Origin of the sequence: Saccharomonospora sp. CUA-673, from assembly GCF_001942305.1 — a bacterium.
In the GTDB taxonomy this organism is placed as follows: Bacteria; Actinomycetota; Actinomycetes; order Mycobacteriales; family Pseudonocardiaceae; genus Prauserella.
On sequence record NZ_MKKE01000016.1, the window covers coordinates 35,344 to 58,858 of the forward strand.

The window sequence follows — 23,515 nt, forward strand, 5'->3', positions numbered from 1 at the left end:
CCGATTCCCCGCAAAGTGGACTCCTCGTTCAGCGCCGTTGTGGACATTTCATCATGCCACTGTGTGCGGCATCGTCATCGGCATGTCCTCGAGCACTCCCACCACACCGTCCCGTCCGTCCTCCACACCGCTGTCCTCCACACCGCGCAGCACGTTGACGCGTAAGAAGGAGCGGGCCTCCGGCGACCGCGCCGATCTGCACTCGGTGCTCGACGCCGGTCTGCTCTGCCACGTCGCCGTCGTCTCCGGTGGATCGCCGGTGTGCGTGCCGACCGGTTACGGCCGCGACGGCGACACCCTCTACCTGCACGGTTCCACCGGGTCCGGCAATGTGCGCGCCGCGAGCAGCGGCGTGGACATCTGCGTCACGGTCACGATTCTCGACGGGATCGTCTACGCGCGCTCGCTGAACAACCACACGTTCAACTACCGCTGCGCGATGATCCACGGCCGCGCGCGCACGCTCACCGGCGACGACGAACGCGACCACGCGCTGCACGTGATCAGCGAACACCTCGCACCGGGTTCGTGGGACTACGCGCGCCGGCCGAGCGCGAAGGAACTGGCGGGCGTCACCGTGCTGGCGCTCGATCTGGAGGAGGCGTCGGTGAAGCTGCGCGACGACGACCCGGGCGAGCAGCCCGAGGACGTCGACCGCGACGACGTGTGGGCCGGGGTGATCGGCGTCCGCACCGTGTTCGACCCGCCGACGTCGGCCGCCTATGTACCCGCCGACGTGAAGGCCCCACCCCACGTCACCACTCGAACCCCGTAACCCCGCCGCCGTGTCAGCACCCCACGTCGCCGTGTCAGCGTTCTGCGTCGCCGTGTTGGCGTTTCGGGTACGGCCGGCAAGCCGTCAGGTGGGGCGGACCTCGGCCGTGAACGGGTCGACGTGGACGGGACGCGTGGTGCGGCCCGCGGCGCGGTAGACGTGGATGCTGATCGCCGGGTCGGGGCCGTCGTTGCGGACCTCGTGGGCATAGCCGGGGCCGAACACGCGCGACTGGCCCTGCGCGAGGTTGTGCACCTCGGTCACGACCCGGCCCGCGGGCGCGCGGCGCGTCACCGACTCGGTGAGGTGTCCGGACACGACGGTGAACGCGCCCACGGCGTCACCGTGGTCGTGCATCACGGCGTGCTGCCCGGGAAGCCAGCTCAGCAGCCACACCTCGTCGCCGTCGGTGCGGTCGATCAACGTGGCGAACCGGTGGTCCGGGTCGTAGCGCAGCGAGGTGCGCCAGCGGTCGCGGTCGACGGCGTAGTCGAGCGCGATCCGCACCGGGTGCTTGGCCAGGCGGCCCGCGGTCTCGGGCAGGGCGATGGTGTTCTCGGGAACGGCGAACATGAACGTGCGAATCCTTGCTGTCGGAAAAGAGTGTGTCGGCGCGGGTTACGAAGCGGAATTCACCGGCGACAGCGACAGCAAGGCGCGCAGCACGTACCGCGGCGGCCGGTGACCGGCCCCCGTACGGCGGAAACGTTCTGCGTCAGCACGTCCGCAAGAGAACCAGCGACCACCGATGGCGTCAAGCGCATCCCACGAAGTGACACAGAACGCCAACACGGCGACGCCAAGTGCTGACACGGCGACGCGGAACGCTGACACGGCGACGTGGGGTGCTGACACGGCGGGGCGGTTACATGCGTTCGGGTTTTTGCTCCCTGCCCAGGAGTTCGGCGCCGACGGTCGCGAGGTCGAGGCCCTCGTGGCACACGCGGTACATCGCGTCGGTGATCGGCATGTCGACACCGGCCCGCCGGGCGAGATCGCGGATGGAGCGGCACGACATCACACCCTCGGCGACCTGCCCGCCGACGGCCTCCTGCGCCTGCTCGATGGTCTCCCCGCTGCCGATCCGTTCGCCGAACGTGCGGTTGCGCGACAGGGGCGAGGCGCAGGTCGCGACCATGTCGCCGACGCCGGCCAGACCCGCGAACGTCATCGGGTCGGCGCCCAGCTTCACGCCCAGCCGCGCGGTTTCGGCCAGACCGCGTGTGATGAGCGTCGCAATCGTGTTGGCGCCGAAGCCGAGGCCGGCCGCCATGCCGCACGAGAGCGCGATGACGTTCTTGCACGCCCCGCCCAGTTCGCTGCCGACGACGTCGCTGTTGGTGTACGGACGGAAGTACGAGGTGAACGCCGCTTCCTGCACGGCGACGGCACGGTCGTGGTCGCCGCAGGCGAACACCCCTGCGGCGGGCTGGCCCTGCGCGATCTCCTTGGCCAGGTTCGGACCGGCGACCACGACGACCGATTCCTCGGGCACGCCGGCGACCTCGCCGATCACCTCGCTCATCCGCTTGAGGGTGCCGAGTTCGACGCCCTTGGCCAGACTCACCAGGGGCGTGTCGGCAGGCAGCAGGTCGCGCCACCGCTCGAGGTTGCTCCGCAGGCTCTGACTGGGCACGGCGAGCACGACGGCGTCGGCACCGTCGACGGCCTCCGCTGCGTCCGAGGTCGCCGTCAGGTTGGCGGGCAGGTCGATGCCCGGCAGGTACCCCGAGTTGGCGTGCTCACCGGCGATCTCGGCGGCCACCTCGGGCCTGCGGGCCCACATCGTCACCTCGCGGCCCGCGTCGGCGAGGATCTTGGCGAACGTCGTGCCCCACGATCCGGCCCCCAGCACGGCGACCGACTGCACCGAACTCGACATCTCAGGCATCGCCACCGGTCTTGGCGGGCGGCTGCTCGTCGCGGATCTCCGACAGCAACGTCGTGACCTCGCCCATCAGCAGATCGGTGACCTCGCGCAGGAGCTCCGGCGTCTGCGGAAGGCCGCGGTAGGCGCTCAGGTCGACCGGCTCGCCGACCGCGTGCACCACCGTCTTGCGCGGCAGCGGCCGGAACTTCTTGGTGTAGCCGTTCCACACCTGCTGCGTACCCCAGCGCGCGCACGGCAGAACGGGGACGTCGTTCTCCAGCGCGAGCCGGGCGACGCCGGGGTAGGAGCGTTTGGGCCAGAACTCCGGGTCCTTGGTGATGGTGCCCTCGGGGTAGATCACGATGACCTTGCCCTCCTGCAGCGCCCGATGCGCCGCGCGGAGGCTGTCGCCGGCCGAGCTGGTGCCGCGGGCCACGGGAATCGAACCGGCGCCCACCAGGATGCGGCCGAAGATCGGCACGCGCGTCAGGCTGTCCTTCGCAAGGAATCGCGGCACCCGCCTGTTCTGGTGCACGAACACCGCATCGACCGCGGGGTCCAGGTGCGACACGTGGTTCATCACCAACAACGCAGGCCCGCGCGCGGGGATCCGCTCCGCACCGCGGTAGTCCCTCCTGCTCATGTAGGTCAGTGGGTAGAACAGCGCCGCCGCCGCACCGACCCAGAAGCCGCCCTTCTCCCGATCAGCCAAGACTCCTCCTCGTAGGCCCACTCCTCGCCGGGGCGGCACCGATCCTCCCATGGGCACCGACCGGCGATGATGCGGGAAGATGGTCTCGTGGCCGTCACCCTCCTCGTGCCGTTGAAACCGCCCGGCGCCGGCAAGTCCCGACTACGCGGCGCCTTCGGCGCAGCCCCGCACGCGTCCGTGGTCCTCGCGCTGGCCGCCGACACCGTCGCGGCGGCCGTGACCACCCCGGGTGTGGACCGGGTCGTCGTCGTGACCAGTGACGTCGAGGCCGTGACCACGCTGCGCGAGTTGGGCGCCGATGTCGTCGACGACGGGGGCGCCGCCGACCTCAACGCCGCCCTGCGCGCGGCCGAGCTCCGATTGTCCGAACCCGCCCACGGCGCGACCGGCCACGGTACGAACGGACACGGCCCGCGGGTCGTCGGTGCGTTGCAGGCCGATCTGCCCGCCCTGCGGTCGGCCGACCTCGCGGCCGCGCTCGCCGAGGCGGAAGGAAGGCGCGCGTTCGTGGCCGACCACCTCGGCACCGGCACGACGCTGTTGCTGGCGGCGCCGGGGCGGCCGCTGGCGCCGCGCTTCGGCGCCGGCTCGGCGGCGGCCCACACCGCGTCCGGGGCCCGGCCGCTGACGGCTCCCGGCGACTCGCTGCGCTCGGACGTCGACACGGCCGACGACCTCGCCCGCGCCCGCACCGTCGGTGTGGGGAGGCACACGTCGGGGCTGCTCGCCCACGCGTGCCCGGTCCCCTGAGCAGTTTGTGACCCGGTGTCGTGAACTCCGGTCGAACCGACGCGAAACACCTCACCGGGGGTCCACGAATCCGCAAAACTGGTGGACAATGCCGGCGTGACCATGGACGAGAGCACCACGCCCGCGAGCTCTCCGGAATCCCGCCGGGCGACCACCGAACCGCCGCCGGAGCCGACCGCCGGCGACGCGGCGAACCACACGCTGCCCGCCGCACCCCCCGCCCCGACGCCCACGGCGCAGGGGCCGAACGCGCTGCCCGACAACCGGTACTTCAACCGGGAGCTCTCGTGGCAGGACTTCACGCCCGGGTGCTGGCGCTGGCCGAGGACGCATCGCAGCCGCTGCTCGAGCGGGCCAAGTTCCTGGCCATCTTCGCGTCCAATTTGGATGAGTTCTACATGGTCCGGGTCGCTGGGCTGAAGCGCCGCGACGAGACCGGCCTGTCCGTGCGCAGCGCGGACGGTCTCACCCCACGTGAGCAGCTGATCCACATCGCCAAGCGCAACCAGGAGCTCGTGCAGCGGCACAACGACGCGTTCGAGTCCCGGGTGCGGCCCGCGCTGGCCGAGGAGGGCGTCCGGATCGTTCGGTGGTCCGATTTGGACGATTCGGACCACGAGCGGCTCTCCCGATACTTCCGCGAGCAGATCTTCCCGGTGCTCACCCCGCTCGCCGTCGACCCGGCGCACCCGTTCCCGTACATCTCGGGCCTGTCGCTGAACCTCGCGGTCACGGTGCGCGATCCGCAGGAGGGCACGGAACGTTTCGCCAGGGTCAAGGTCCCCAACAACGTCCCACGGTTGGTGCGCACCGAACCGCAGCGCGACAGCCGTTCGGCGACGTTCCTTCCGCTCGAGGAGCTCATCGCCGCCCATCTGGGTGAGTTGTTCTCGGGCATGGAGGTCATCGAGCACCACGCGTTCCGGGTGACGCGCAACGCCGACTTCGAGGTGGAGGAGGACCGCGACGAGGACCTCCTGCAGGCGCTCGAGCGCGAACTGGCGCAGCGCCGATTCGGTCCGCCGGTGCGCCTCGAGGTCTCGCGGGACATGAGCGAGCACATGCTCGAACTGCTGTTGCGGGAACTGGAGGTGGATCCGCGCGACGTCGTCGAGGTCCCCGGTCTGCTCGACCTGTCGTGTCTGACCCAGCTGCTGTCGGTGGACCGGCAGGACCTCAAGGACCGGCCGTTCGTGCCGGCGACGCCGGCCGCGTTCGGGGAACGGGAGACGCCGAAGAGCGTCTTCTCGACCCTGCGCGAGGGCGACGTGCTCGTGCACCACCCCTACGACTCGTTCTCCACGAGTGTGCAGCGGTTCATCGAGCAGGCCGCCGCCGACGAGAAGGTGCTGGCCATCAAGCAGACGCTGTACCGCACGTCGGGCGATTCCCCGATCGTCGACGCGCTGATCGACGCGGCCGAGGCGGGCAAGCAGGTCGTGGCGCTGGTGGAGATCAAGGCGCGGTTCGACGAACAGGCCAACATCACGTGGGCGCGCACGCTCGAACGTTCGGGTGTGCACGTGGTCTACGGACTCGTCGGGTTGAAGACGCACTGCAAGGTCGCGCTCGTGGTCCGCCAGGAGGGTTCGACGATCCGCCGCTACTGCCACATCGGCACCGGCAACTACAACCCGAAGACGGCGCGCCACTACGAGGACATGGGTCTGTTCACGGCCGATCCGGCGATCGGCGCCGATCTGACGGACCTGTTCAACGTCCTGACCGGCTACTCGCACCAGGCGACGTACCGCAACATCCTGACCTCTCCCAACGGGATCCGGCGCGGCATCCTCGAGCGGATCTCCGACGAGATCGAACGTTCCCGACAGGGCGTCGACGCGGGCATCCGGCTCAAGTGCAACTCGTTGGTCGACGAACAGGTCATCGACGGGCTGTACCGCGCGTCGCAGGCCGGTGTCCCGGTCGAGATCATCGTGCGCGGCATCTGCGCGCTCAAGCCCGGCGTGGAGGGGCTCAGCGAGAACATCCGCGTGCGCTCGATCCTCGGCCGGTTCCTGGAGCACTCCCGCATCTTCCACTTCCGCGGCGCCGGGACGTACTGGATCGGCAGTGCCGACATGATGCACCGCAACCTCGACCGTCGGATCGAGGCGCTCGTGCAGGTGCGGGACCCGAAGCTGGCCGACCAGCTGGACGAGACGTTCAACTCGCAGCTCGACCCGCACACCCGGTGCTGGGTCCTGTCCCCGACGGGCGAATGGCACCCCTCGCCCGCGGACACGACCGATGTCCGTGACCATCAAGTCGAATCGCTACGCAAACACGGAGCACAAGGGTGAGCACGACAACCGCCGACCGCATTGCCTCGCACGCCGCGGGCGCCGTGCTGTGGCGCCCCGCGGGTTCGAACGACACCGACGTCGAGATCGCCGTTGTCCACCGGCCACGGTACGACGACTGGTCACTGCCGAAAGGCCACCTCGACCCGGGTGAAACGGCGCCCGTCGCCGCGGTCCGGGAACTCGAGGAGGAAACGGGCCACGCGGCCGTTCTGGGCGCTTTCCTGAAACGGGTCGAATACCGCATCGCGCGCGGCCGGAAAGCCGTCGACTACTTCGCCGCCCGCGCCGGCGACGAAGTGGCGCGCGGTTTCACCCCGAATGACGAAGTGGACCAACTGCGCTGGCACTCCCCGTCCGAGGCGCGGGAGTTGTTGTCCTACGACTCGGACGTCGAGGTCGTGAAGGAGTTCGCCGCACGTCCGACGGAGACCACGACCGTGTTGCTGGTGCGCCACGCGAAGGCGGGCAAACGGGAGAACTGGGCGGGAGACGACGATCTGCGTCCGCTCAGCGATGCCGGCCGGCGGCAGGCATCGGCGCTGCGGGAGATGCTGGCGACGTTCGGCCCGGACCGGGTCCTGTCCGCGCCGCTGCTGCGGTGTGTGCACACCGTGCAGGGCGTCGCGGACGACATCGGCGTCGAGGTGGTGCACGACGATGCGCTGTCGGAACGCAGCTACGCCGCCGACCCGGACGCGCCGATCGAGCGGATCGGCGAGCTCGCCGCGGAGGGCGGCACTCCCGTGTTGTCCAGTCAGGGCGGGGTGATCCCGTACATCGTCGAAACGCTCGCCGTCCGGGACGGCGTCACGCCCCGGGCGAATCCGCCGGCGGTCGCGGCCGACGGGGTCACGGCGAAGAAGGGTTCGCTCTGGCAGCTCACTTTCGACGCTGACGGCCGTCTCGTGGACGCGACCTACCTTTCCAGCGCCCTGCCTACGCCGACGGCCGCGTAGGCCGCACAGGCCAACTCAGGGCCGTATACGGCATTCCCACGCGAACGGGCCCCGATCCACTGTGTTCCGACAGCGGATGCGGGGCCCGTTCGCGGATACGGCGGGAATGCCGCCGACGAAGAGGTGTGCTTACTTCTTCTTCGCGGTGGTCTTCTTCGCCGCGGACGCCTTGGCGGTCGAGGCCTTGGCCGTGGAGGCCTTGGCGGTGGTCTTCGTCGCCGGCTTCGCGGCCGCCTTCGTCGTCTTGGCAGCGGTCTTCGGGGCCGCCTTGGTGGCGGTCTTCTTCGCCGTGCTCTTGGCGGCCGTGCTCTTCGCCGCGGTCGCCTTGGACGCCGTGCTCTTCGAGGCGGTGGACTTCGAAGCCGTCGCCTTGGATGCGGTGGACTTCGCCGCGGTCTTCGGAGCAGCCTTCGCGGTGCTCTTCGCCGCCGTCGTCTTGCCCTTGGTGGCGGTGGACTTCGCGGCCGTGCTCTTGGCGGCGGTGCTCTTGGCGGCCGTCGCCTTCGAGGCCGTCGACTTCGCCGCGGTCGTCTTGCCCCGCGTGGTCGTCGACTTGGTCGCCGTCTTCGGGGCCGCCTTCGTGGCGGTGGCACGCGTGGCGGTGGTGGCCCGCGAACGCGTCGTGGTGCTGCGCGTGGACGTGGCAGCGGTGGCGCGGGTGGTCGTGCCGCGGGCGGTCGTACCCGACACGGCCGGCTTGGCCTTCGTGACCTTCGGCAGCTTCTTCGTGCCGCTCACGACGTCCTTGAACGTGGTGCCCGGGCGGAAAGCCGGAACGTTCGTCTTCTTCACGCGCACGGTCTCGCCGGTGCGCGGGTTGCGCGCGGTGCGGGCTGCGCGGGCGCGCTTCTCGAACACACCGAAGCCGGTGATGTTCACCTTTTCGCCCTTGTTGACCGTCCGGATGATGATGTCGACGAGATTGTCGACGGCCTGCGTGGCGACCTTCTTGTCGCCCAGGCGCTCGCCGAGCGCCTCGATGAGTTGGGCCTTGTTGGCCATTCCAGTCCTCCAAGAAGAACTACGTGTTACCCGGCCACACCGGCCGACATGCGCACACGGTATTACCTACGCAGCACAAATTCCAAACGGCACGCGGATTTCTTCCTTATCGGATGGGGGATCCCCGAGCGATAAGGTCCGCCGGGAGCGGTATCCGCGTGGCCGTCTGGTGTCGGGTGTTCGGCCGGTGGGCCGGGTCGAATTCCCTTGCTGAACAGGGAATCTCTGCAGTTGTCCTGGGGCCGGAGCGCGCCGTCAGCCCGCCGCGGCGGGCAGTGTCACGGGCTTGTGAGCCGGACGTGTGGTCTCGAACTCGGCGATGGCGTCGGCGTGCCGCAGGGTGAGCGCGATGTCGTCGAGCCCCTCCATCAGACGCCAACGGGTGTAGTCGTCGATCTCGAAGGGCGCGCTGAAGTTCTTGGCCCGTACGGTCTTCTCGGCAAGGTCCACAGTGACCTCGGTGCCGGGCTCGTTCTCGAGCAGCTTCCACAGCAGCTCGACGTCGTCCTGCGAGCACTGCGCGGCCACGAGACCCTGCTTGCCGGCGTTGCCTCGGAAGATGTCGCGAACCGGGACGAGATGACGACCCGGAAGCCGTAGTTCATGAGCGCCCACACGGCGTGCTCACGCGAGGAGCCGGTGCCGAAGTCCGGTCCGGCGACCAGGACGCTGCCCCGGTTGAACGGCTCGACGTTCAGGACGAACTGCTCGTCGCCGCGCCAGGCGGCGAACAGGCCGTCCTCGAAGCCCGTGCGGCTCACGCGCTTGAGGTAGACGGCCGGGATGATCTGGTCGGTGTCCACGTTGGACCTGCGCAGGGGGACGCCGATGCCGGTGTGCTCGGTGATCGCTTCCATGCTGATGACTCCGTTGATGTGGTGGTGCCGGCGGGGGTCAGAGGTCTTCGGGCGAGGACAACGTGCCGCGCACGGCTGTGGCGGCCGCCACGAGCGGCGAGACGAGGTGTGTCCGGCCGCCCTTGCCCTGTCGGCCTTCGAAGTTGCGGTTCGAGGTCGAGGCGCTGCGCTCACCCGGCTTGAGCTGATCCGGGTTCATGCCGAGGCACATCGAGCAGCCCGCCTGGCGCCATTCGGCACCCGCGTCGAGGAAGATCTTGTCGAGGCCCTCCTCCTCGGCCGACTTGCGCACGCGCATGGAGCCGGGCACGACGAGCATGCGCACGCTGTCGGCGACCTTCTTGCCGCGCAGCACGTCCGCGGCGGCGCGCAGGTCCTCGATCCGGCCGTTGGTGCACGAGCCGAGGAACACCGTGTCGACGGCGATGTCGCGCAGCGGCGTGCCGGGGACGAGATCCATATAGGACAGGGCCTTCTCGGCCGCGAACTTGGCGCTCTCGTCACCCATCTGCTCGGGGTCGGGCACGGTCTCGCCGAGCGGGAGCCCCTGGCCGGGGTTGGTGCCCCACGTGACGAACGGGGTGAGTGTGTCGGCGTCGACGGTGACCTCGGCGTCGAACTCGGCGTCGGCGTCGGTGCGCAGCTCCCGCCATGCGGACACGGCCTCGTCCCACTGCTCGCCCTGCGGCGCGTGGGGACGGCCCTTGAGGTACTCGAACGTCGTCTCGTCCGGCGCGATCATGCCGGCGCGCGCGCCTGCCTCGATCGACATGTTGCAGATCGTCATGCGCGCTTCCATCGACAGCGATTCGATGGCGCTGCCGCGGTATTCGAGCACGTATCCCTGCCCGCCGCCGGTGCCGATCTTCGCGATGACGGCGAGAATGATGTCCTTGGCCGTGACGCCGGGGCGCAGCGTGCCCTCGACATTGATCGCCATGGTCTTGAACGGGCGCAACGGAAGGGTCTGCGTGGCGAGCACGTGCTCGACCTCGGAGGTGCCGATGCCGAAGGCCATGGCACCGAAGGCGCCGTGCGTCGAGGTGTGGCTGTCGCCGCACACCACGGTCGTGCCGGGCTGGGTGAGGCCGAGCTGCGGGCCGATCACGTGGACGATGCCCTGTTCGGCGTCGCCCATGGGATGCAGCCGGATGCCGAACTCGTCGCAGTTCCTGCGCAGGGTGTCCACCTGGGTCTTCGACACCGGGTCGGCGATCGGCAGCTCGATGTCGACCGTCGGCACGTTGTGGTCCTCGGTGGCGATGGTGAGATCGGGCCGGCGCACCGTCCGGCCGGCGAGCCGGAGGCCGTCGAACGCCTGCGGACTCGTGACCTCGTGCACGAGATGCAGGTCGATGAACAGCAGGTCGGGCTCCGCGCCTTCGCCACGGCGTACCGTGTGCTCGTCCCACACCTTCTCCGCGAGTGTGCGACCCCGTTTCTCCGCCATCAGGGCTCCTTCGTGACCGTCGCTGGGAACTGGTCGACCGGGTGGTGAACTCCCGGCCGTGTGTCCCAAAATCTGGACGTCCCAGACTTCGGGATTGTAGTATCGCTGTGTGGGACAGCATAACTCTGAAGCTCAGCAGAGCGGAATCGGCGTCTTGGACAAGGCGGTCGCGGTGTTGCAGGCGGCCGCGGCCCAGCCGTGTGGCTTGGCGGAGTTGTGCGCCGAGACGGGGCTGCCTCGTGCGACGGCGCACCGGCTCGCGGTGGGTCTGGAGGCGCATCGGCTGTTGCGGCGCGGACCGGACGGCCGATGGCGGCCGGGTGCGGCGTTGGCGGAGCTGTCGGGGGGTACGGCGGATCCGTTGTTGGACGCGGCGGCGGTCGTGCTGCCCAAGTTGCGGGACATGACGGGCGAGAGCGTCCAGTTGTATCGCCGGGACGGGGTGCAGCGGGTGTGCGTGGCGGCGGCGGAGCCGCCGAGCGGGCTGCGGGACACGGTGCCGGTGGGTTCGCGGATGCCGATGACGGCGGGCTCGGGTGCGAAGGTGCTGACGGCGTGGGCGGATCCGCATACGCAGCAGGCGATCTTGACCGAGGCGGTGTTCGGTGAGCGGACGCTGCTGGAGGTGCGTCGGCGCGGGTGGGCGCAGAGTGTCGCCGAGCGCGAGCCGGGTGTGTCGAGCGTGTCGGCCCCGGTCCGGGATTCGTCCGGGGCGGTAGTCGCAGCGGTCTCGGTGTCCGGCCCGGTGGATCGCATCGGCCGCAAACCGGGCGCCCGCTGGGCCAGCGACCTCCTGGAAGCAGCCGAAAACCTCCAAGACCGCCTCTAACCCCCCAAGGGCCCCAAAAGCTCCCAAGGGCCCTATGGTCGCGTTGAACGCGACGAATGTTCCCCTCGCTCCCCTGGCGTGCACCATCGGCGCGCAAGCTTGCGAAGGGAAGAATAGTCGCGTTCAACGCAACTATGGGGCCCTCGGGAGCACCACCCCACCCCTCGACCGCAGGCCGAGCGAGCGAACGGAACTTCCGGACGAAACGCAACCACAGGCAGGGGGTCCGGGGGCGAAGCCCGCCGGGCTGGGGGTGTGGGGCTGCGCCCCCACAAGGCACAACGAGAAAAACCCTATCCGCGCTTTCCGCAGATAGGGTTTTCCCGTTTTTCTCGTACCCCCGATGGGATTCGAACCCACGCTACCGGCGTGAGAGGCCGGCGTCCTAGGCCGCTAGACGACGGGGGCTTGTTCTTTTGTGTTGGAAGAGAACTTACCAGACCGGTTTGTTCGCTTCTCAGCTGGGGTACCAGGACTCGAACCTAGACTAACTGAACCAGAATCAGTCGTGCTGCCAATTACACCATACCCCAACGGATACTTCGTCCGAGCTCGCCGCAGCGTCCTAGTCCACTGCAGTGCCGAGACACCGTAGTGGCGGCCGGGTCCGTATCGCGTTGTTGAAGAAAGCATAGACCACGCTGCGTGGCCACAGTCAGCCGGGGTCCCCCATCGACGCCCGGACGGCGGCGACGGCGACTCCCCGAGCGTATGCGGTGCTCAGCGGGGCGCGGGGACGCCGACGCGCACGAACTCGGACACGAGCAGCTCGGGCAGTTCGGTGAGCGTGGTGAGCAGGTGCACACCGGCGGGCAGCTCGGCGTCCTCACCCGCCCGGTCTAGCCAGACGCCGCCGAGACCGGCGTCACGGCGCCGACGGCGTCGGTGGCGAGCTTGTCGCCCACGTGCACGGCTTCGCGGGGGTCGCAGCCGAGCTGGAGGCACACGTACTCGAACATGGCCGCGTCCGGTTTGGCGACGCCGATCTCGCCGGCGATGGCGACGTGGTCGAAGAAGCGGGCGAGGCCCAGCGCGGCCAGCTTGTCGCGCTGGTGGGCGCCGGAGGCGTTGGTCACGGCCGCGAGCTGGACGCCGGCGGCGGTGAGCCACTCGAGACATGGGAGGACGTCGTCGAACAGGCGCCAGGAGCGGTTCAGCAGGGCCTTGCGCCGGGCTTCGAAGTCGGCGGCCTCGTCGAGCGTGACGTCCATGCCGAGGCCGGAGAGGAACGCGTGGCAGCGCCGGGTGTGCATGTCGGCGTACTCGAGCCGGCCGTCGACGACGTGGGCGACGTGTTCGTCCGTGACCCGTTCCCACGCCGCCCACATGTCGTCGCGGCCGATCAGGGTGGCGAGCGTGCGCTTGCCGGTCGCCGTGAAGTCGATCAGCGTGTCGTCGATGTCGAGGAACACCGCCCGCAGTTCGGGAGGTGCCCAGACATCGGTATCAGGACGCCGTGGACCGGCGACGGTTTGCGGAGCTGTCGGGGAGCCAAGCGCAAAAGCCACCCACGCGAGGCTAGGGGGTTTTGCGCGAGCTCGACTCTGCTAACGAGGTGATATGGACCGTTCTGTTTCGGTCCAGCTTCCCTACGCTCAGTTGCCCGGAAGCGCGTTACGCAGCCGTCCGAGTGAAATATCCCGGCCGAGCAATTCCATCGATTCGTACAACGGTGGTGACACGGTGCGTCCGGTCACAGCGACGCGGACGGGCGCGAAGGCCTTGCGGGGCTTGAGACCGAGGTTCTCGACGAGTGCGTCCTTGAGTGCCTGTTCGATCTCGGCCGACTCCCACGACGACAGGTTCTCCAGCGCCTCGATGGAGGCGCGCAGCACCGGCTCGGCATCGGGTCCGAGCGCCTTGGTGGCGGAGGCCTCCTCGGGTGCGAACTCGGCCTCGTCGATGAACAGGAACCGCAGCAGCTCGACCGCCTCGGACAGCACGGCGACGCGTTCCTGCACGAGCGGTGCGATGGCGGCGAGCGTCTCCCGCTGCGCCGCGGTCGGCTCGGCGGGCAGAACTCCCCCGTCGACGAGGTACGGCACGACGCGTGCGGTGAAGTCCTCGTGGGTGAGCGCGCGCACGTGGTTGCCGTTGATCGCCTCGGCCTTCTTGACGTCGAAGCGAGCCGGGTTGGCGCTCACCTTGGTGATCTCGAACGCCTCGACGAGTTCGTCGACGGTGAAGATGTCGCGGTCGTCGGCGATGGACCATCCGAGCAGCGCCAGGTAGTTCAGCAGCCCCTCGGGCACGAACCCGCGGTCGCGGTAGTTGAACAGGTTCGACTGCGGGTCGCGTTTGGACAGTTTCTTGTTGCCCTCGCCCATGACGTAGGGCATGTGGCCGAACTCGGGCACGAACTCGGCGACACCCACCCGCTGCAACGCGCGGTACAGAGCGATCTGCCGGGGCGTCGACGGGAGCAGGTCCTCGCCGCGCAGCACGTGGGTGATGCGCATCAGCGCGTCGTCGACCGGGTTGGTCAGCGTGTACAGCGGTGCGCCGTTGGCGCGGACGAGGACCGGGTCGGGCACGGTGCCGGCCTTGAACTCGATCTCGCCGCGCACGAGGTCGTTCCACGACAGGTCCTCGTCGGGCATCCGCAGCCGCAGCACGGGCTCGCGCCCCTCGGCGCGCAGCGCCTGCTTCTGCTCGTCGGTGAGATGCCGGTCGTGGTTGTCGTACCCGAGCTGGGGGTCCTGTCCGGCGGCCTTGCGGCGCTCCTGGACCTCCTCGTTGGTGGAGAACGACTCGTAGAGCTCGCCCGCCTCGCGGAGCTTCGCCGCGACGTCGCGGTAGACGTCGGCGCGCTCGCTCTGCCGGTACGGGCCGTACTCGCCGCCGACCCCGGGGCCCTCGTCCCAGTCGATGCCGAGCCAGCGCAGCGCGTCGAGCAGTGCCTCGTAGGACTCCTCGCTGTCGCGCGAGGCGTCGGTGTCCTCGATCCGGAACACCAGCTTCCCGCCGTTGTGGCGGGCGAAGGCCCAGTTGAACAAGGCCGTGCGGATGAGGCCCACGTGCGGTGTGCCGGTGGGCGACGGGCAGAAGCGAGCGCGAACGGCTGCGGGCTTGGTCTCAGTCATAGCCCGACCAGCCTAGCGCTGTTGACTTCGCCGCTGTTCGAGCGCATCCTGTCGATGTATTCAACGACCGTTGAATAACAACCCCGGGCAGGGGCCCGTTCCCCGAAATCGGATACGACGAGGTGGTCACGATGGCGGCAGCGGAGACAGCGCGGTCCGGGCGGACCCGGCAGGCGACCTGCGTGATCGCGGGCGGCGGACCCGCGGGCATGGTGCTCGGACTGTTGCTCGCGCGCGCGGGCGTGGCCGTGACGGTGCTGGAGAAGCACGGCGACTTCCTGCGGGACTTCCGCGGCGACACGGTGCACCCGTCGACGATCACGCTGCTCGACGAGCTCGGCCTGGGCGCCGAGTTCGCGGCGCTGCCGCAGACGCGGGTGGAGGAGATCGCCTTCCCGGCCGCCGACGGCACCAACGTGGTCGTGGGCGACCTGCGCAGGCTGCGCCGCTGGACCAAGCACCCCTACATCGCGCTGACGCCGCAGTGGGACCTGCTGAACCTGCTCGCCGAGGCGGGCTCGGGCGAACCGGCGTTCACCCTGCGGATGAACACGGAGGTCACCGGACTGCTCCGGGAGAGGGGCCGCGTCGTGGGGGTGCGCTACCGCGACGCCGACGGGCCCGGCGAGCTGCGCGCCGCGCTGACCGTCGCCGCCGACGGCCGCTGGTCGCTGGCCCGCCGCGACATGGGGTGGACGCCGAAGGAGTACCCGGTGCCCTTCGACACGTGGTGGTTCCGCGTGGGGCGTGAGCCCGACGGCGCCCGCACGGGGCTGAGGCCCACGATGCGCTCCGGCCGGTTCGTCATCGACATCCCGCGCGAGGGGTTCCACCAGCTCGCCTACCTGGGCCGCAAGGGCACCGACGCCGAGCTGCGCGAGCGCGGCGTCGAGGCGTTCCGCCGCGAGGTCGCCGAGATCGTGCCGTACGTCGCGGACCGGACCGGCGACATCGAGTCGATGGACGACGTCAAGCACCTCGACGTCCGGCTCAACCGGCTGCGGCGCTGGCACGCCGACGGTCTGCTGTGCATCGGGGACGCCGCGCACGCGATGTCCCCGATGGGCGGGGTCGGGATCAACCTGGCGGTGCAGGACGCGGTCGCCGCCGCCCGCCTGCTCGCCGCTGCCCTGCGCGAAGCCGAGACGCGGCGCGACGTCCCGACGCCGAGCGGAAGCGGGCCGACGACGGCCGAACTCGCCCGGGTGCGCCGCCGGAGGTTGCTGCCGACGGTGGCGGTGCAGACCCTGCAACGCGTGATGCACCGGTTGGTCGCCGCGCCGGTCGTCGAGGGACGGCGGCTGGGCCCGCCGAAGCCGATGCAGGTGCTGATGCGCCGGTTCCCGGTGGCGTCGGTCGTGCCGGCCTACCTCATCGGCATCGGCATCCGGCCGGAGCGTGCCCCGGAGTTCGCGCGCAGGGCTCCGTCTCAGGCGTCCTGAACGGGGTTGGTGAGCGTGCCGATCTTCTCGATCGTCACGCTCACCTCGTTGCCGGCCACGATCGGGCCGACGCCCGCGGGCGTGCCGGTGAGGATCGTGTCGCCGGGCAGCAGCGTCATGACCGAGGAGATGAACTCGATCAGCTCGGGGATCTTGTGCACCAGCTCCGAGGTCCGCGAGTCCTGTTTGGTCACGCCGTCGACCGTCGTGGAGATCGCCAGGTCGGAGGCGTCGAGCTCGGTCTCGATCCACGGTCCGATCGGGCAGAACGTGTCGAAGCCCTTGGCCCGGCCCCACTGTCCGTCGGAGGCCTGGAAGTCCCGCGCGCTGACGTCGTTGGCGACCGTGTAGCCCAGCACGGCCTGCATGGCCTGCGCCGCGGACACGTTCTTCACCGGCTGTCCGATGACGACGGCCAGCTCACCCTCGAAGTCGACCTTCTCGGACTGCTTCGGCCTGCGGATCGGCGCGTTCGGACCGATGACGGTCGTCGACGGCTTGAGGAAGATCATCGGCTCGGCCGGGACCTCGTTGCCCATCTCCCTGGCGTGGTCGGCGTAGTTCCGACCGACGGCGATCACCTTGGTGGGCAGGATCGGGGCCAGCATCCGGACGTCGGCCAGCGGCCACTTCCGCCCGGTGTAGTTCGGCGTGCCGAACGGGTGGTCGGCGATCTCCCAGACCTTCGGGGCCGCCGTGTCGTTGTTGTCGCCGTCGCCGTCCACGGAGACGAAGGCGACACCTTCCGGGTGAGCAATCCGAGCCAAACGCACGGTTCCCATCCTAATCAGCGGCGCGAAGCGTCTCCGTTTGGGCGGTGGTGGGAGACGGGCGGGCCTAACCTCCGGCGGGCGGGCGGTTCAGACCCGCAGGGCCTTGTGGGCGAGGGCGTCGCAGAGGGCCAGCCAGCTGGCCTCGACGATGTTCTCGTGGACGCCGACCGTGGTCCATTCGCGTTCGCGGTCGGACGATTCGACGAGCACGCGGGTGACAGCGCCGGTGCCTTGCCGGTTGACGAGAATGCGCACCTTGTAGTCCGACAGCGACATCTCGTCGAGCCACGGCAGGTGCGGCCGCAGCGCCGTGCGCAGTGCCGCGTCGAGCGCGTTGACGGGGCCGTTGCCCTCGGCCGTGGCGATCACCCGCTCCCCCGCCACGTGCACCTTCACGGTCGCCTCCGACACGACCTCGCCGTCGACGCGGTGGTCGAGCACGACGCGGTACGACTCGAGCGTGAACGGCGGGGTCGCCGCCTCCACGCCGTCGGTGTCGGCGATCTCGCGCCGCATCAACAGTTCCAACGAAGCGTCGGCTGCCTCGAACGACCAGCCGCCCGCTTCGAGATCCTTCACCTTGTCGACCGTTGCGCTCAGTGCCTTCGGGTTGCCGGCGAGGTCGACGCCGAGTTCGGCGCCTTTCAGCTCGAGGCTCGCCTTACCCGCCATCTCGGTGACCAGGACGCGCATGTCGTTGCCGACGGTCGCCGGGTCGAGATGGTTGTAGAGCAACGGGTCCACTTTGATCGCGCTCGCGTGCAGCCCCGCCTTGTGAGCGAAGGCCGACGACCCGACGTAAGCCTGGTGGGTGTCGGGTGCGATGTTGGCGATCTCGGCGAGGGCGTGGGACACCCGGGTCAACTCGGCGGCCCGGCCCTCCGGAAGGACGTTCATTCCCAGTTTCGCCACGAGATTTCCCGTGACGGCGAACAGATCGGCATTGCCCGCGCGTTCGCCGTAGCCGTTCGCGGTGCACTGCACGTGGGTGGCGCCGGCCTGGACGGCGGCGATGCTGTTGGCGACGGCGCAGGACGTGTCGTCCTGGCAGTGGATGCCGAGGCGCAGTCCGGTGCGTTCGGCGACGTCGCGCACGGTCTCGGCGATGCCGAGGGGAAGTTGGCCGCCGTTGGTGTCGCACAGGACGACGACGTCGGCCCCGGCCGTGCCCGCCGCGTCCAGCACCCGCAACGCGGTGTCCGGATCGTGGGCGTAACCGTCGAAGAAGTGCTCGGCGTCGAGGAACACGCGCCTGCCCTCGCCGGCGAGGAACTTCACGGTGTCGGCGACCATCGCGCAGGCCTCGTCGACGTCGACGCGCAGCGCGCGCTCGATGTGCCGAACGTCCGATTTGGCCACCAGTGTCACGACGGGCGCCTGCGAGTCGAGCAGGGCGCGCACCTGCGGATCGTCGGCGGGGTCCACCCCGGCGCGGCGGGTCGATCCGAACGCGACGAGCGCGGCATGTTCCAGCTTCAGCTCCCCCGCGGCGGCGCGGGCGAAGAACTCGGTGTCCTTCGGCATCGCGCCCGGCCAACCGCCCTCGATGAACCCGACGCCCAGTTCGTCGAGGTGTCGGGCGACGGCGAGCTTGTCGGCCACCGAGTACGAGATTCCCTCGCGCTGGGCGCCGTCGCGCAGCGTGGTGTCGTACAGGTGGAAGTCGTCGCCGAGCGGGGTGCCGGCCGGTGCCGTGCGGGTCACGGGGTGCTCTCCTCGGAAGAAGGTGTCGGGCTGGGCTCGAGATTTCGCGGATGGCGGCGAACCGGCCGCGGTTGATCATCAAAAAAGACCCCCCGCTTGAGGATGCGAGAGGTCTGCGCGCCGGGTGCTCGAAAGGGCACTTACCCGGCGCGCCTGCCAATAATGATCACGCGAAACGTGTGCATGGGCCGAATCATGCCACACCCGGCGCCGCCTCGTCCAACCAGTGGGCAATGCGTCCACATTCCGGACGGCCCCGAGGTACGAAAAAGGCGCCCCGACCGGCGGTCGGGGCGCCTTCTCTCGCGTGTGTCACATGGCGGGACGCGCGGTGTTGGACGAGACGAGTGCGGCGAGCCGGTCGCCGATCGCGGTCGTCGTGCCCGGCGAGGACTGGTCGCGCGTCGCGAGGTCGAAGGCCACCGACGCCTCGATCCGGCGCGCCGCCTCCTTCTCGCCGAGGTGGTCGAGCAGCAACGACACCGACAGCACGGTGGCGGTCGGGTCGGCCACGTTCTGCCCGGCGATGTCCGGGGCACTGCCGTGCACCGGCTCGAACATGCTCGGGTTGCGCCCGGAGATGTCCAGGTTGCCGCTGGCGGCGAGTCCGATGCCACCGGTCACGGCGGCCGCGAGGTCGGTGATGATGTCGCCGAACAGGTTGTCGGTGACGATCACGTCGAACCGGCTCGGGTCGGTGACCATGTGGATCGTCGCGGCGTCGATGTGCGAGTACGCGACCGACACCTCGGGGTACTCGAGCGAGACCTCCTCGACGATCCGCGACCACAACGACCCGGAGTGCAGCAGCACGTTGGTCTTGTGCACGAGCGTGAGGTGCTTGCGGGGACGCTCGTTGGCGCGCCGGAACGCGTCGGCCACGACCCGCCGGATGCCGAAGGCCGTGTTGAGGCTGACCTCGGTGGCGATCTCGTGCTCGGTGTCCTTGCGCAGGAGGCCGCCGTTGCCCGCGTACGGGCCCTCGGTGCCCTCCCGGACCACGAGCATGTCGATCTCGCCGGGGTCACCCAGCGGACCGGCCACACCCGGGTACAGCCGGCCCGGGCGCAGGTTGACGTGGTGGTCGAGCTCGAAGCGCAGCCGCAGCAGCAGACCGCGCTCGAGGATGCCGCTGGGCACACTCGGGTCGCCGACCGCGCCCAGCAGGATCGCGTCGTGCTCGGCCAGTTCACCGAGCACCGACTCCGGCAGCAGTTCGCCGGTCGAATGCCAGCGGGACGCACCGAGGTCGTAGCTGGTCGTCTCGGCGTTCGGCACGACCTCCCCGAGCACCTTCAGTGCCTCGGAGACCACCTCGGGCCCGATCCCGTCACCGGGGATCACAGCGAGCCGCATCCACACACCTCCGTCAGGTCGGGCCCCACCGACCGCGGGTACCCCATTCGCATCCAAAGCCAGCGACGGCAGGTTACCGGGCGTCGACAAACTGTCGACCCACGACCACCCCAACGTCGTATTCGGACACGTCCGCGGTCCCCCGACCGGTGGACTCTCGGCCGGGTCAGCCGGCCGTGTCCGCCCGACCGGCGCCGTGGCCCGGCGCGTGCACCCGCACGGTGGACGCACGGTCGCCGGACTCGTTGTGGTGCCCCAGCACGAGCAGTCCCTCGGCGCTGCCCGCCGAGGCCGACCCGGCGTTGCGGGTCACGGTGAACTTCTGGCCGGGGCCGGCCACGTACGACAGCGCCGCACCGTCCGGTCCGCTCACGGCGTACTCCGGCGCGGCCGCGTCGAAGGTCACCGGTTCGGCCAGCCGGTCGATGTCGCCGGTCTCCGGGTCGCCGTAGCGGCTGCTGAACGTGCCGACGGTGTAGGAGATCTCGTGCGACTCGGCGTCCGGGTCGATGCCCAGCGCGGTCATCGACACGGGCAGCACCGCGACGTCGCTGTCGAAGGCGTTCGTGTCGACGTCGCCGAACTGGCCGTTGATCGGCTGGACGTCCACAACCGACTCGTCCGACAGGTCGACCGTCTGCGCCACCAGGACATCCGTCGAGGGCATGTTGCCGACGTAGGTCTCGTAGTCGGCCTCACCGTCGCCGTCGACGTCGATCTGCACGTACGGGATCGTGTTGCCGCCGAGGTTGGTCCAGGTGCCCCACGTGGACAGTCCGAACGCGACGAACGCGTTCTCGCCCTCCCCGACGGACGTGGCGCCGACGTACTGCAGGTCGCCGCCCTTGGCCGTCCCGTTGATCACGCATTCTCCGTTGGGCTCCTCGCCGCGGCACGGCGGCAGCGGCCGCGATTCGGCGTGCAGCTCCATGATGCTGACCATCGAGCGGTACGCCTCGGCGCCCTCGCCCTGGTCGAGACCACGGCCGCGGAAGGTCACCTCACCCTCGCCGCCGGCGAGGGTGACCGACCGCGAGTGCTTCAGGTCGGCCGCGGGCTTGGGCGCGGCGTGCACCGGCAGGTGCAGGCGCGAGCCGTCGCCCTGCGGCGTGAACACCAGACGTCCGGCCTCCTCGGCGACGAACTGCCGGGCGACGTCGAGCTGCTCGCGCTCGAGCGTCGGGTCGATCGTCTTGCGCAGGGCCTCCGGGTCCTGGACCCGCAGCCGCACCGTGAGCGTCGCGGTGCCGCCCGCAGGCACGTCCACGGCGTCCTTCGACAGTTCGACGGACACGCCAGGCACGGTCGAGGAGGCGTCGTAGCCGACGGAATAGCGCGCCGGTTCGTCACCCTTGTTCTCGACGCGGACGATCTTCGTCTCCACCGTCGGACTGTCCACCTCGAGCACGCCGAACGACAGGCTCACGGCGTCCCGATCGCGCAGCGAGTAGGCGAGCACGTCGCCCTCGACCGCGGCCGCGGCGTCGATCCGTCCCGTGCCGACCCGCTGCGGTCCGACAACGGTGCCGTCGGCGGTGATCTCGTGGACCGCCGTGTTCATCAGCCCGTTCTTGACCTCGGTGGCGCTCCAGTCCGGTTTGGTCTCCCGCACCAGCGCCGCGATGCCGGCCGCGTGCGGTGCGGCCATCGAGTGCCCGACATGACGGTCGGGGCGGTGCCGCCGCCCATGAGGGCGGATGCGATCGTGTCGCCGGGCGAGGCCAGGTCGGGCTTGACCGTCGGGCCGCGCACGCCGCGCGAGGTGAACGAACTCGGAGTGTCCTCGATGGACTCGTCCGTTGTGGGCAGTGACGTGCGACCCTCACCGGTCATCCGCAGCTCGAGCGTGCCGGCCTCGGCCGCGGCGCGCAGCTGCTCGGTCGCCGAGCCGGTCAACTGGAACACCGGGACGTCGGCGTTACCGGCGATGGCGGCGCCGAAGTGCTCCTCGCCCGAGGTGAACAGCACGCCTGCGGCGCCCGCCTCCTCGGCGTGGTCGGCGCGTTCGACGGAACCGCACGCGCGGGTCTCGTCGTTGTCGTCCCATTCGAGCCACACGATCGCGTCGTCGGCCGCGGCGGCGTCCTCGGCGGAGAACTCCGCGCATCCGTCGGCGTTGTCCTCGCCGGGCCGCACGACGGTGCGGGTGATGTCGAGCTCGTCGTAACCGGTGTAGGACTGGCTGAACTGGCCGGGCACGTCGCCGGCCACATCGGACGGTGCGGTCGCCTCGACGGCGTCGCGCAGCACGTACGAGTCGCGGATACTGGCCACGCCCAGCCCCTCGGGGGCGTTGCCGGGGCTGCCGCCCACGCCGTACAGGTCGCCGCCGTTGCCCGCCGACATCACCGGCAGCACGTCGTTGTCGACGAGCTTGCGGACGAAGTCGGCGTCCGGGTCGTCCGGGGCGCCGTAGTCGCTGCCCAGGGACAGGTTGACGATGTCGAGCTTGTCGGAGAAGTCGCCGTCGCCGCTCGGGTCGAGAGCCCAGTCCAGCGCCTGGGCCGTGACCGCGGTCGAGCCCTCGCAGCCGAACACCTTGATGTCGTACAGCTCGGCCTTCGGGGCACTGCCCGGCGCGACGAGCATGTCGTCCATCGCCTCGGGGGTCAGCTCGGAGTAGTCGCCGTCGAACGTCGAACCGTCGGCCTCGACGCCGTAGCCGCCCGCCGTGCCCGCGACGTGCGTGCCGTGCGCCATGCAGGGCAGCGGGTTCGGATCCGGCTGGGGCACCGGCGAACCGTTCTGGCCCGAGGCGTCGTAGTCGTCGCCGACGAGGTCGATGCCGCCGGCGACCTTCTCCGACGGGAACAGCTCCGGCGGGGCCTCCACGGTCGGGTCGACCGATTCGTAGGCCTCCGTCGTGCCCGGACCACCGAACGCGGCATGCGTGTAGTCGATGCCGCTGTCGATGATGCCGATCTTGACGTCCTCGCCGTACGTGCCGGTCTGCTGCCAGACGTCGATGGCCTTCGTCAGCTGGTTCGCCCCGGTGTTGTGGTGGTGCTTGGGCACGATCGGCTTGACGGACACGACGTCGGGCCGTTCGGCGAGCTCACGCAGGTTCTCGCGTCGGCGCTGACGATGGCGCCGGGGATGGCGTTGGCCGTGCGGCCCAGCAGGCGCGTGCCCGAATCGAGGGTCCGGAGTCCGCCGACGACGGTCTCGACGGCCTCGAGGGCGGCGCCGCGGGCGCGCTGTCCGGCGTTGGCGGCCGCGCGCTCGCCGTTGGCCCGTTCGGCGTTGAAGGCGTCGATCGCCGCCTCCTCGGCCACCTCCACGAAGGCGGAGATCTCACCGCGCGCCTCGGCCAGCCGCGGGGACACCCCGCCGGCGGGCGCGTCGATCTCGTCGCCGGATGCCGGCGGCACGGGTTCGAGCGAGGAGCCCTGTGCGGCCACGGTGCCCACCGCGAGGCTCGCGGTGAGCACGGTCGCCGAGCCGACGGCCGCCAGGCGGATTCGCCAACGTCTCATGAATGTGCCCCCGATGGGTTGCCGAGGTTGACAGTGCGCTTATCGCGTTGGTCAGCCAGCTAACCCCATCGGGGGCAAAAACGGACAGTATCTTCCGTATCGCTTTACCCGAACGTAATGGTTCGGACCTTCCCGACACCGGAACGGTCGACGCCGACCGGCGCCGGGAAGGGA

17 protein-coding genes, 2 tRNA genes and 3 pseudogenes are annotated in these 23,515 nt (G+C 69.9%); 6 read left to right on the forward strand and 16 right to left on the reverse strand.

Annotation, left to right across the window (positions count from 1 at the left end; genetic code table 11):
- Positions 1-82: 82 nt before the first annotated feature.
- Complete coding sequence (locus BJF85_RS09425; RefSeq protein ID WP_075846687.1) at positions 83-775, forward strand: pyridoxamine 5'-phosphate oxidase family protein; 693 nt, start codon at positions 83-85, stop codon at positions 773-775.
- Between the two features lie 84 nt (positions 776-859).
- Here BJF85_RS09425 and BJF85_RS09430 read toward each other — a convergent pair whose 3' ends face one another.
- The 3 genes from BJF85_RS09430 to BJF85_RS09440 all read right to left on the reverse strand — a co-directional run bounded on the left by BJF85_RS09430 (position 860) and on the right by BJF85_RS09440 (position 3,357).
- Positions 860-1,348, reverse strand: a complete 489-nt coding sequence (locus BJF85_RS09430) for a cysteine dioxygenase family protein (protein ID WP_075846652.1) — start codon at positions 1,346-1,348, stop codon at positions 860-862.
- Between the two features lie 292 nt (positions 1,349-1,640).
- Complete coding sequence (locus BJF85_RS09435; RefSeq protein ID WP_083666169.1) at positions 1,641-2,666, reverse strand: NAD(P)H-dependent glycerol-3-phosphate dehydrogenase; 1,026 nt, start codon at positions 2,664-2,666, stop codon at positions 1,641-1,643.
- On the reverse strand, positions 2,659-3,357 hold the full coding sequence (locus tag BJF85_RS09440) for a 1-acyl-sn-glycerol-3-phosphate acyltransferase (RefSeq protein WP_075846653.1): 699 nt from the start codon (positions 3,355-3,357) through the stop codon (positions 2,659-2,661). The genes BJF85_RS09435 and BJF85_RS09440 overlap by 8 nt, the downstream gene beginning before the upstream one ends.
- Positions 3,358-3,444: 87 nt before the next feature.
- On the opposite strand from BJF85_RS09440, the gene cofC reads away from it, so the two are divergent.
- The 3 genes and pseudogenes from cofC (at position 3,445) to BJF85_RS09455 (ending at position 7,369) form a co-directional block, all read left to right on the forward strand.
- A complete protein-coding gene (gene cofC, locus BJF85_RS09445; protein ID WP_075846691.1) occupies positions 3,445-4,107 on the forward strand; it encodes a 2-phospho-L-lactate guanylyltransferase in 663 nt (220 codons plus the stop codon).
- Positions 4,108-4,209: 102 nt separating this feature from the next.
- Positions 4,210-6,410 (forward strand): annotated as a pseudogene (locus BJF85_RS09450) (RNA degradosome polyphosphate kinase).
- Complete coding sequence (locus tag BJF85_RS09455) at positions 6,407-7,369, forward strand: NUDIX hydrolase (RefSeq protein ID WP_255375508.1); 963 nt, start codon at positions 6,407-6,409, stop codon at positions 7,367-7,369. The pseudogene BJF85_RS09450 and the gene BJF85_RS09455 overlap by 4 nt, the downstream one beginning before the upstream one ends.
- A 129-nt stretch (positions 7,370-7,498) precedes the next feature.
- Here BJF85_RS09455 and BJF85_RS09460 read toward each other — a convergent pair whose 3' ends face one another.
- The 3 genes and pseudogenes from BJF85_RS09460 to leuC all read right to left on the reverse strand — a co-directional run bounded on the left by BJF85_RS09460 (position 7,499) and on the right by leuC (position 10,678).
- Positions 7,499-8,371 (reverse strand): HU family DNA-binding protein, encoded by an 873-nt coding sequence (locus tag BJF85_RS09460; RefSeq protein ID WP_075846654.1) that lies wholly within the window; start codon positions 8,369-8,371, stop codon positions 7,499-7,501.
- Between the two features lie 255 nt (positions 8,372-8,626).
- Positions 8,627-9,228: pseudogene (leuD, locus tag BJF85_RS09465) on the reverse strand (3-isopropylmalate dehydratase small subunit).
- Positions 9,229-9,265: 37 nt separating this feature from the next.
- Positions 9,266-10,678, reverse strand: coding sequence for a 3-isopropylmalate dehydratase large subunit (gene leuC / locus BJF85_RS09470; RefSeq protein WP_075846655.1), 1,413 nt, complete (start codon positions 10,676-10,678; stop codon positions 9,266-9,268).
- Positions 10,679-10,787: 109 nt separating this feature from the next.
- Here leuC and BJF85_RS09475 point away from each other — a divergent pair, with 109 nt between their 5' ends.
- On the forward strand, positions 10,788-11,507 hold the full coding sequence (locus BJF85_RS09475; RefSeq protein WP_075846656.1) for an IclR family transcriptional regulator: 720 nt from the start codon (positions 10,788-10,790) through the stop codon (positions 11,505-11,507).
- Positions 11,508-11,842: 335 nt separating this feature from the next.
- On the opposite strand, the gene BJF85_RS09480 is transcribed toward BJF85_RS09475, so the two are convergent.
- The 4 genes and pseudogenes from BJF85_RS09480 to gltX all read right to left on the reverse strand — a co-directional run bounded on the left by BJF85_RS09480 (position 11,843) and on the right by gltX (position 14,590).
- Positions 11,843-11,915, reverse strand: a tRNA-Glu gene (locus BJF85_RS09480).
- Between the two features lie 53 nt (positions 11,916-11,968).
- Positions 11,969-12,040: transfer RNA gene (locus tag BJF85_RS09485), tRNA-Gln, on the reverse strand.
- Positions 12,041-12,227: 187 nt separating this feature from the next.
- Positions 12,228-12,919 (reverse strand): annotated as a pseudogene (locus BJF85_RS09490) (HAD family hydrolase).
- A 183-nt stretch (positions 12,920-13,102) separates the two neighbouring features.
- Positions 13,103-14,590, reverse strand: a complete 1,488-nt coding sequence (gltX, locus tag BJF85_RS09495) for a glutamate--tRNA ligase (RefSeq protein ID WP_075846657.1) — start codon at positions 14,588-14,590, stop codon at positions 13,103-13,105.
- A gap of 131 nt (positions 14,591-14,721) precedes the next feature.
- On the opposite strand from gltX, the gene BJF85_RS09500 reads away from it, so the two are divergent.
- A complete protein-coding gene (locus BJF85_RS09500; protein WP_075846695.1) occupies positions 14,722-16,032 on the forward strand; it encodes an FAD-dependent oxidoreductase in 1,311 nt (436 codons plus the stop codon).
- Here the strand turns inward: BJF85_RS09500 and BJF85_RS09505 are convergent.
- From BJF85_RS09505 to BJF85_RS29890, 6 genes are all read right to left on the reverse strand, one after another.
- On the reverse strand, positions 16,020-16,805 hold the full coding sequence (locus tag BJF85_RS09505) for a fumarylacetoacetate hydrolase family protein (protein WP_075846697.1): 786 nt from the start codon (positions 16,803-16,805) through the stop codon (positions 16,020-16,022). The two genes, BJF85_RS09500 and BJF85_RS09505, sit on opposite strands and share 13 nt — an antisense overlap.
- A gap of 87 nt (positions 16,806-16,892) precedes the next feature.
- Entirely contained in the window at positions 16,893-18,509 is a 1,617-nt protein-coding gene (gene cimA, locus BJF85_RS09510) for a citramalate synthase (protein ID WP_075846658.1), read from the reverse strand.
- Positions 18,510-18,821: 312 nt separating this feature from the next.
- Positions 18,822-19,865: a 3-isopropylmalate dehydrogenase gene (locus BJF85_RS09515; RefSeq protein ID WP_075846659.1), complete on the reverse strand. Its 1,044-nt coding sequence runs from the start codon at positions 19,863-19,865 to the stop codon at positions 18,822-18,824.
- A gap of 166 nt (positions 19,866-20,031) precedes the next feature.
- On the reverse strand, positions 20,032-21,513 hold the full coding sequence (locus BJF85_RS31315; protein ID WP_369822131.1) for a S8 family serine peptidase: 1,482 nt from the start codon (positions 21,511-21,513) through the stop codon (positions 20,032-20,034).
- Positions 21,426-22,898: a S8 family serine peptidase gene (locus BJF85_RS31320; protein ID WP_369822132.1), complete on the reverse strand. Its 1,473-nt coding sequence runs from the start codon at positions 22,896-22,898 to the stop codon at positions 21,426-21,428. Before BJF85_RS31320 ends, BJF85_RS31315 begins: the two co-directional genes overlap by 88 nt.
- On the reverse strand, positions 22,841-23,341 hold the full coding sequence (locus BJF85_RS29890; protein WP_255375509.1) for a hypothetical protein: 501 nt from the start codon (positions 23,339-23,341) through the stop codon (positions 22,841-22,843). The genes BJF85_RS31320 and BJF85_RS29890 overlap by 58 nt, the downstream gene beginning before the upstream one ends.
- Between the last annotated feature and the right edge of the window lie 174 nt (positions 23,342-23,515).

What these genes read in the sequence shown, in the direction of transcription:
- BJF85_RS09515 (WP_075846659.1), bottom strand. Translation starts at nt 19,865, where the DNA reads ATGCGGCTCGCTGTGATCCCCGGTGACGGGATCGGGCCCGAGGTGGTC.
- BJF85_RS09425 (WP_075846687.1), top strand. Translation starts at nt 83, where the DNA reads ATGTCCTCGAGCACTCCCACCACACCGTCCCGTCCGTCCTCCACACCG.
- BJF85_RS09435 (WP_083666169.1), bottom strand. Translation starts at nt 2,666, where the DNA reads ATGCCTGAGATGTCGAGTTCGGTGCAGTCGGTCGCCGTGCTGGGGGCC.
- gltX (WP_075846657.1), bottom strand. Translation starts at nt 14,590, where the DNA reads ATGACTGAGACCAAGCCCGCAGCCGTTCGCGCTCGCTTCTGCCCGTCG.
- BJF85_RS09430 (WP_075846652.1), bottom strand. Translation starts at nt 1,348, where the DNA reads ATGTTCGCCGTTCCCGAGAACACCATCGCCCTGCCCGAGACCGCGGGC.
- BJF85_RS09460 (WP_075846654.1), bottom strand. Translation starts at nt 8,371, where the DNA reads ATGGCCAACAAGGCCCAACTCATCGAGGCGCTCGGCGAGCGCCTGGGC.
- leuC (WP_075846655.1), bottom strand. Translation starts at nt 10,678, where the DNA reads ATGGCGGAGAAACGGGGTCGCACACTCGCGGAGAAGGTGTGGGACGAG.
- BJF85_RS29890 (WP_255375509.1), bottom strand. Translation starts at nt 23,341, where the DNA reads ATGAGACGTTGGCGAATCCGCCTGGCGGCCGTCGGCTCGGCGACCGTG.
- BJF85_RS09500 (WP_075846695.1), top strand. Translation starts at nt 14,722, where the DNA reads ATGGCGGCAGCGGAGACAGCGCGGTCCGGGCGGACCCGGCAGGCGACC.
- BJF85_RS31315 (WP_369822131.1), bottom strand. Translation starts at nt 21,513, where the DNA reads ATGGCCGCACCGCACGCGGCCGGCATCGCGGCGCTGGTGCGGGAGACC.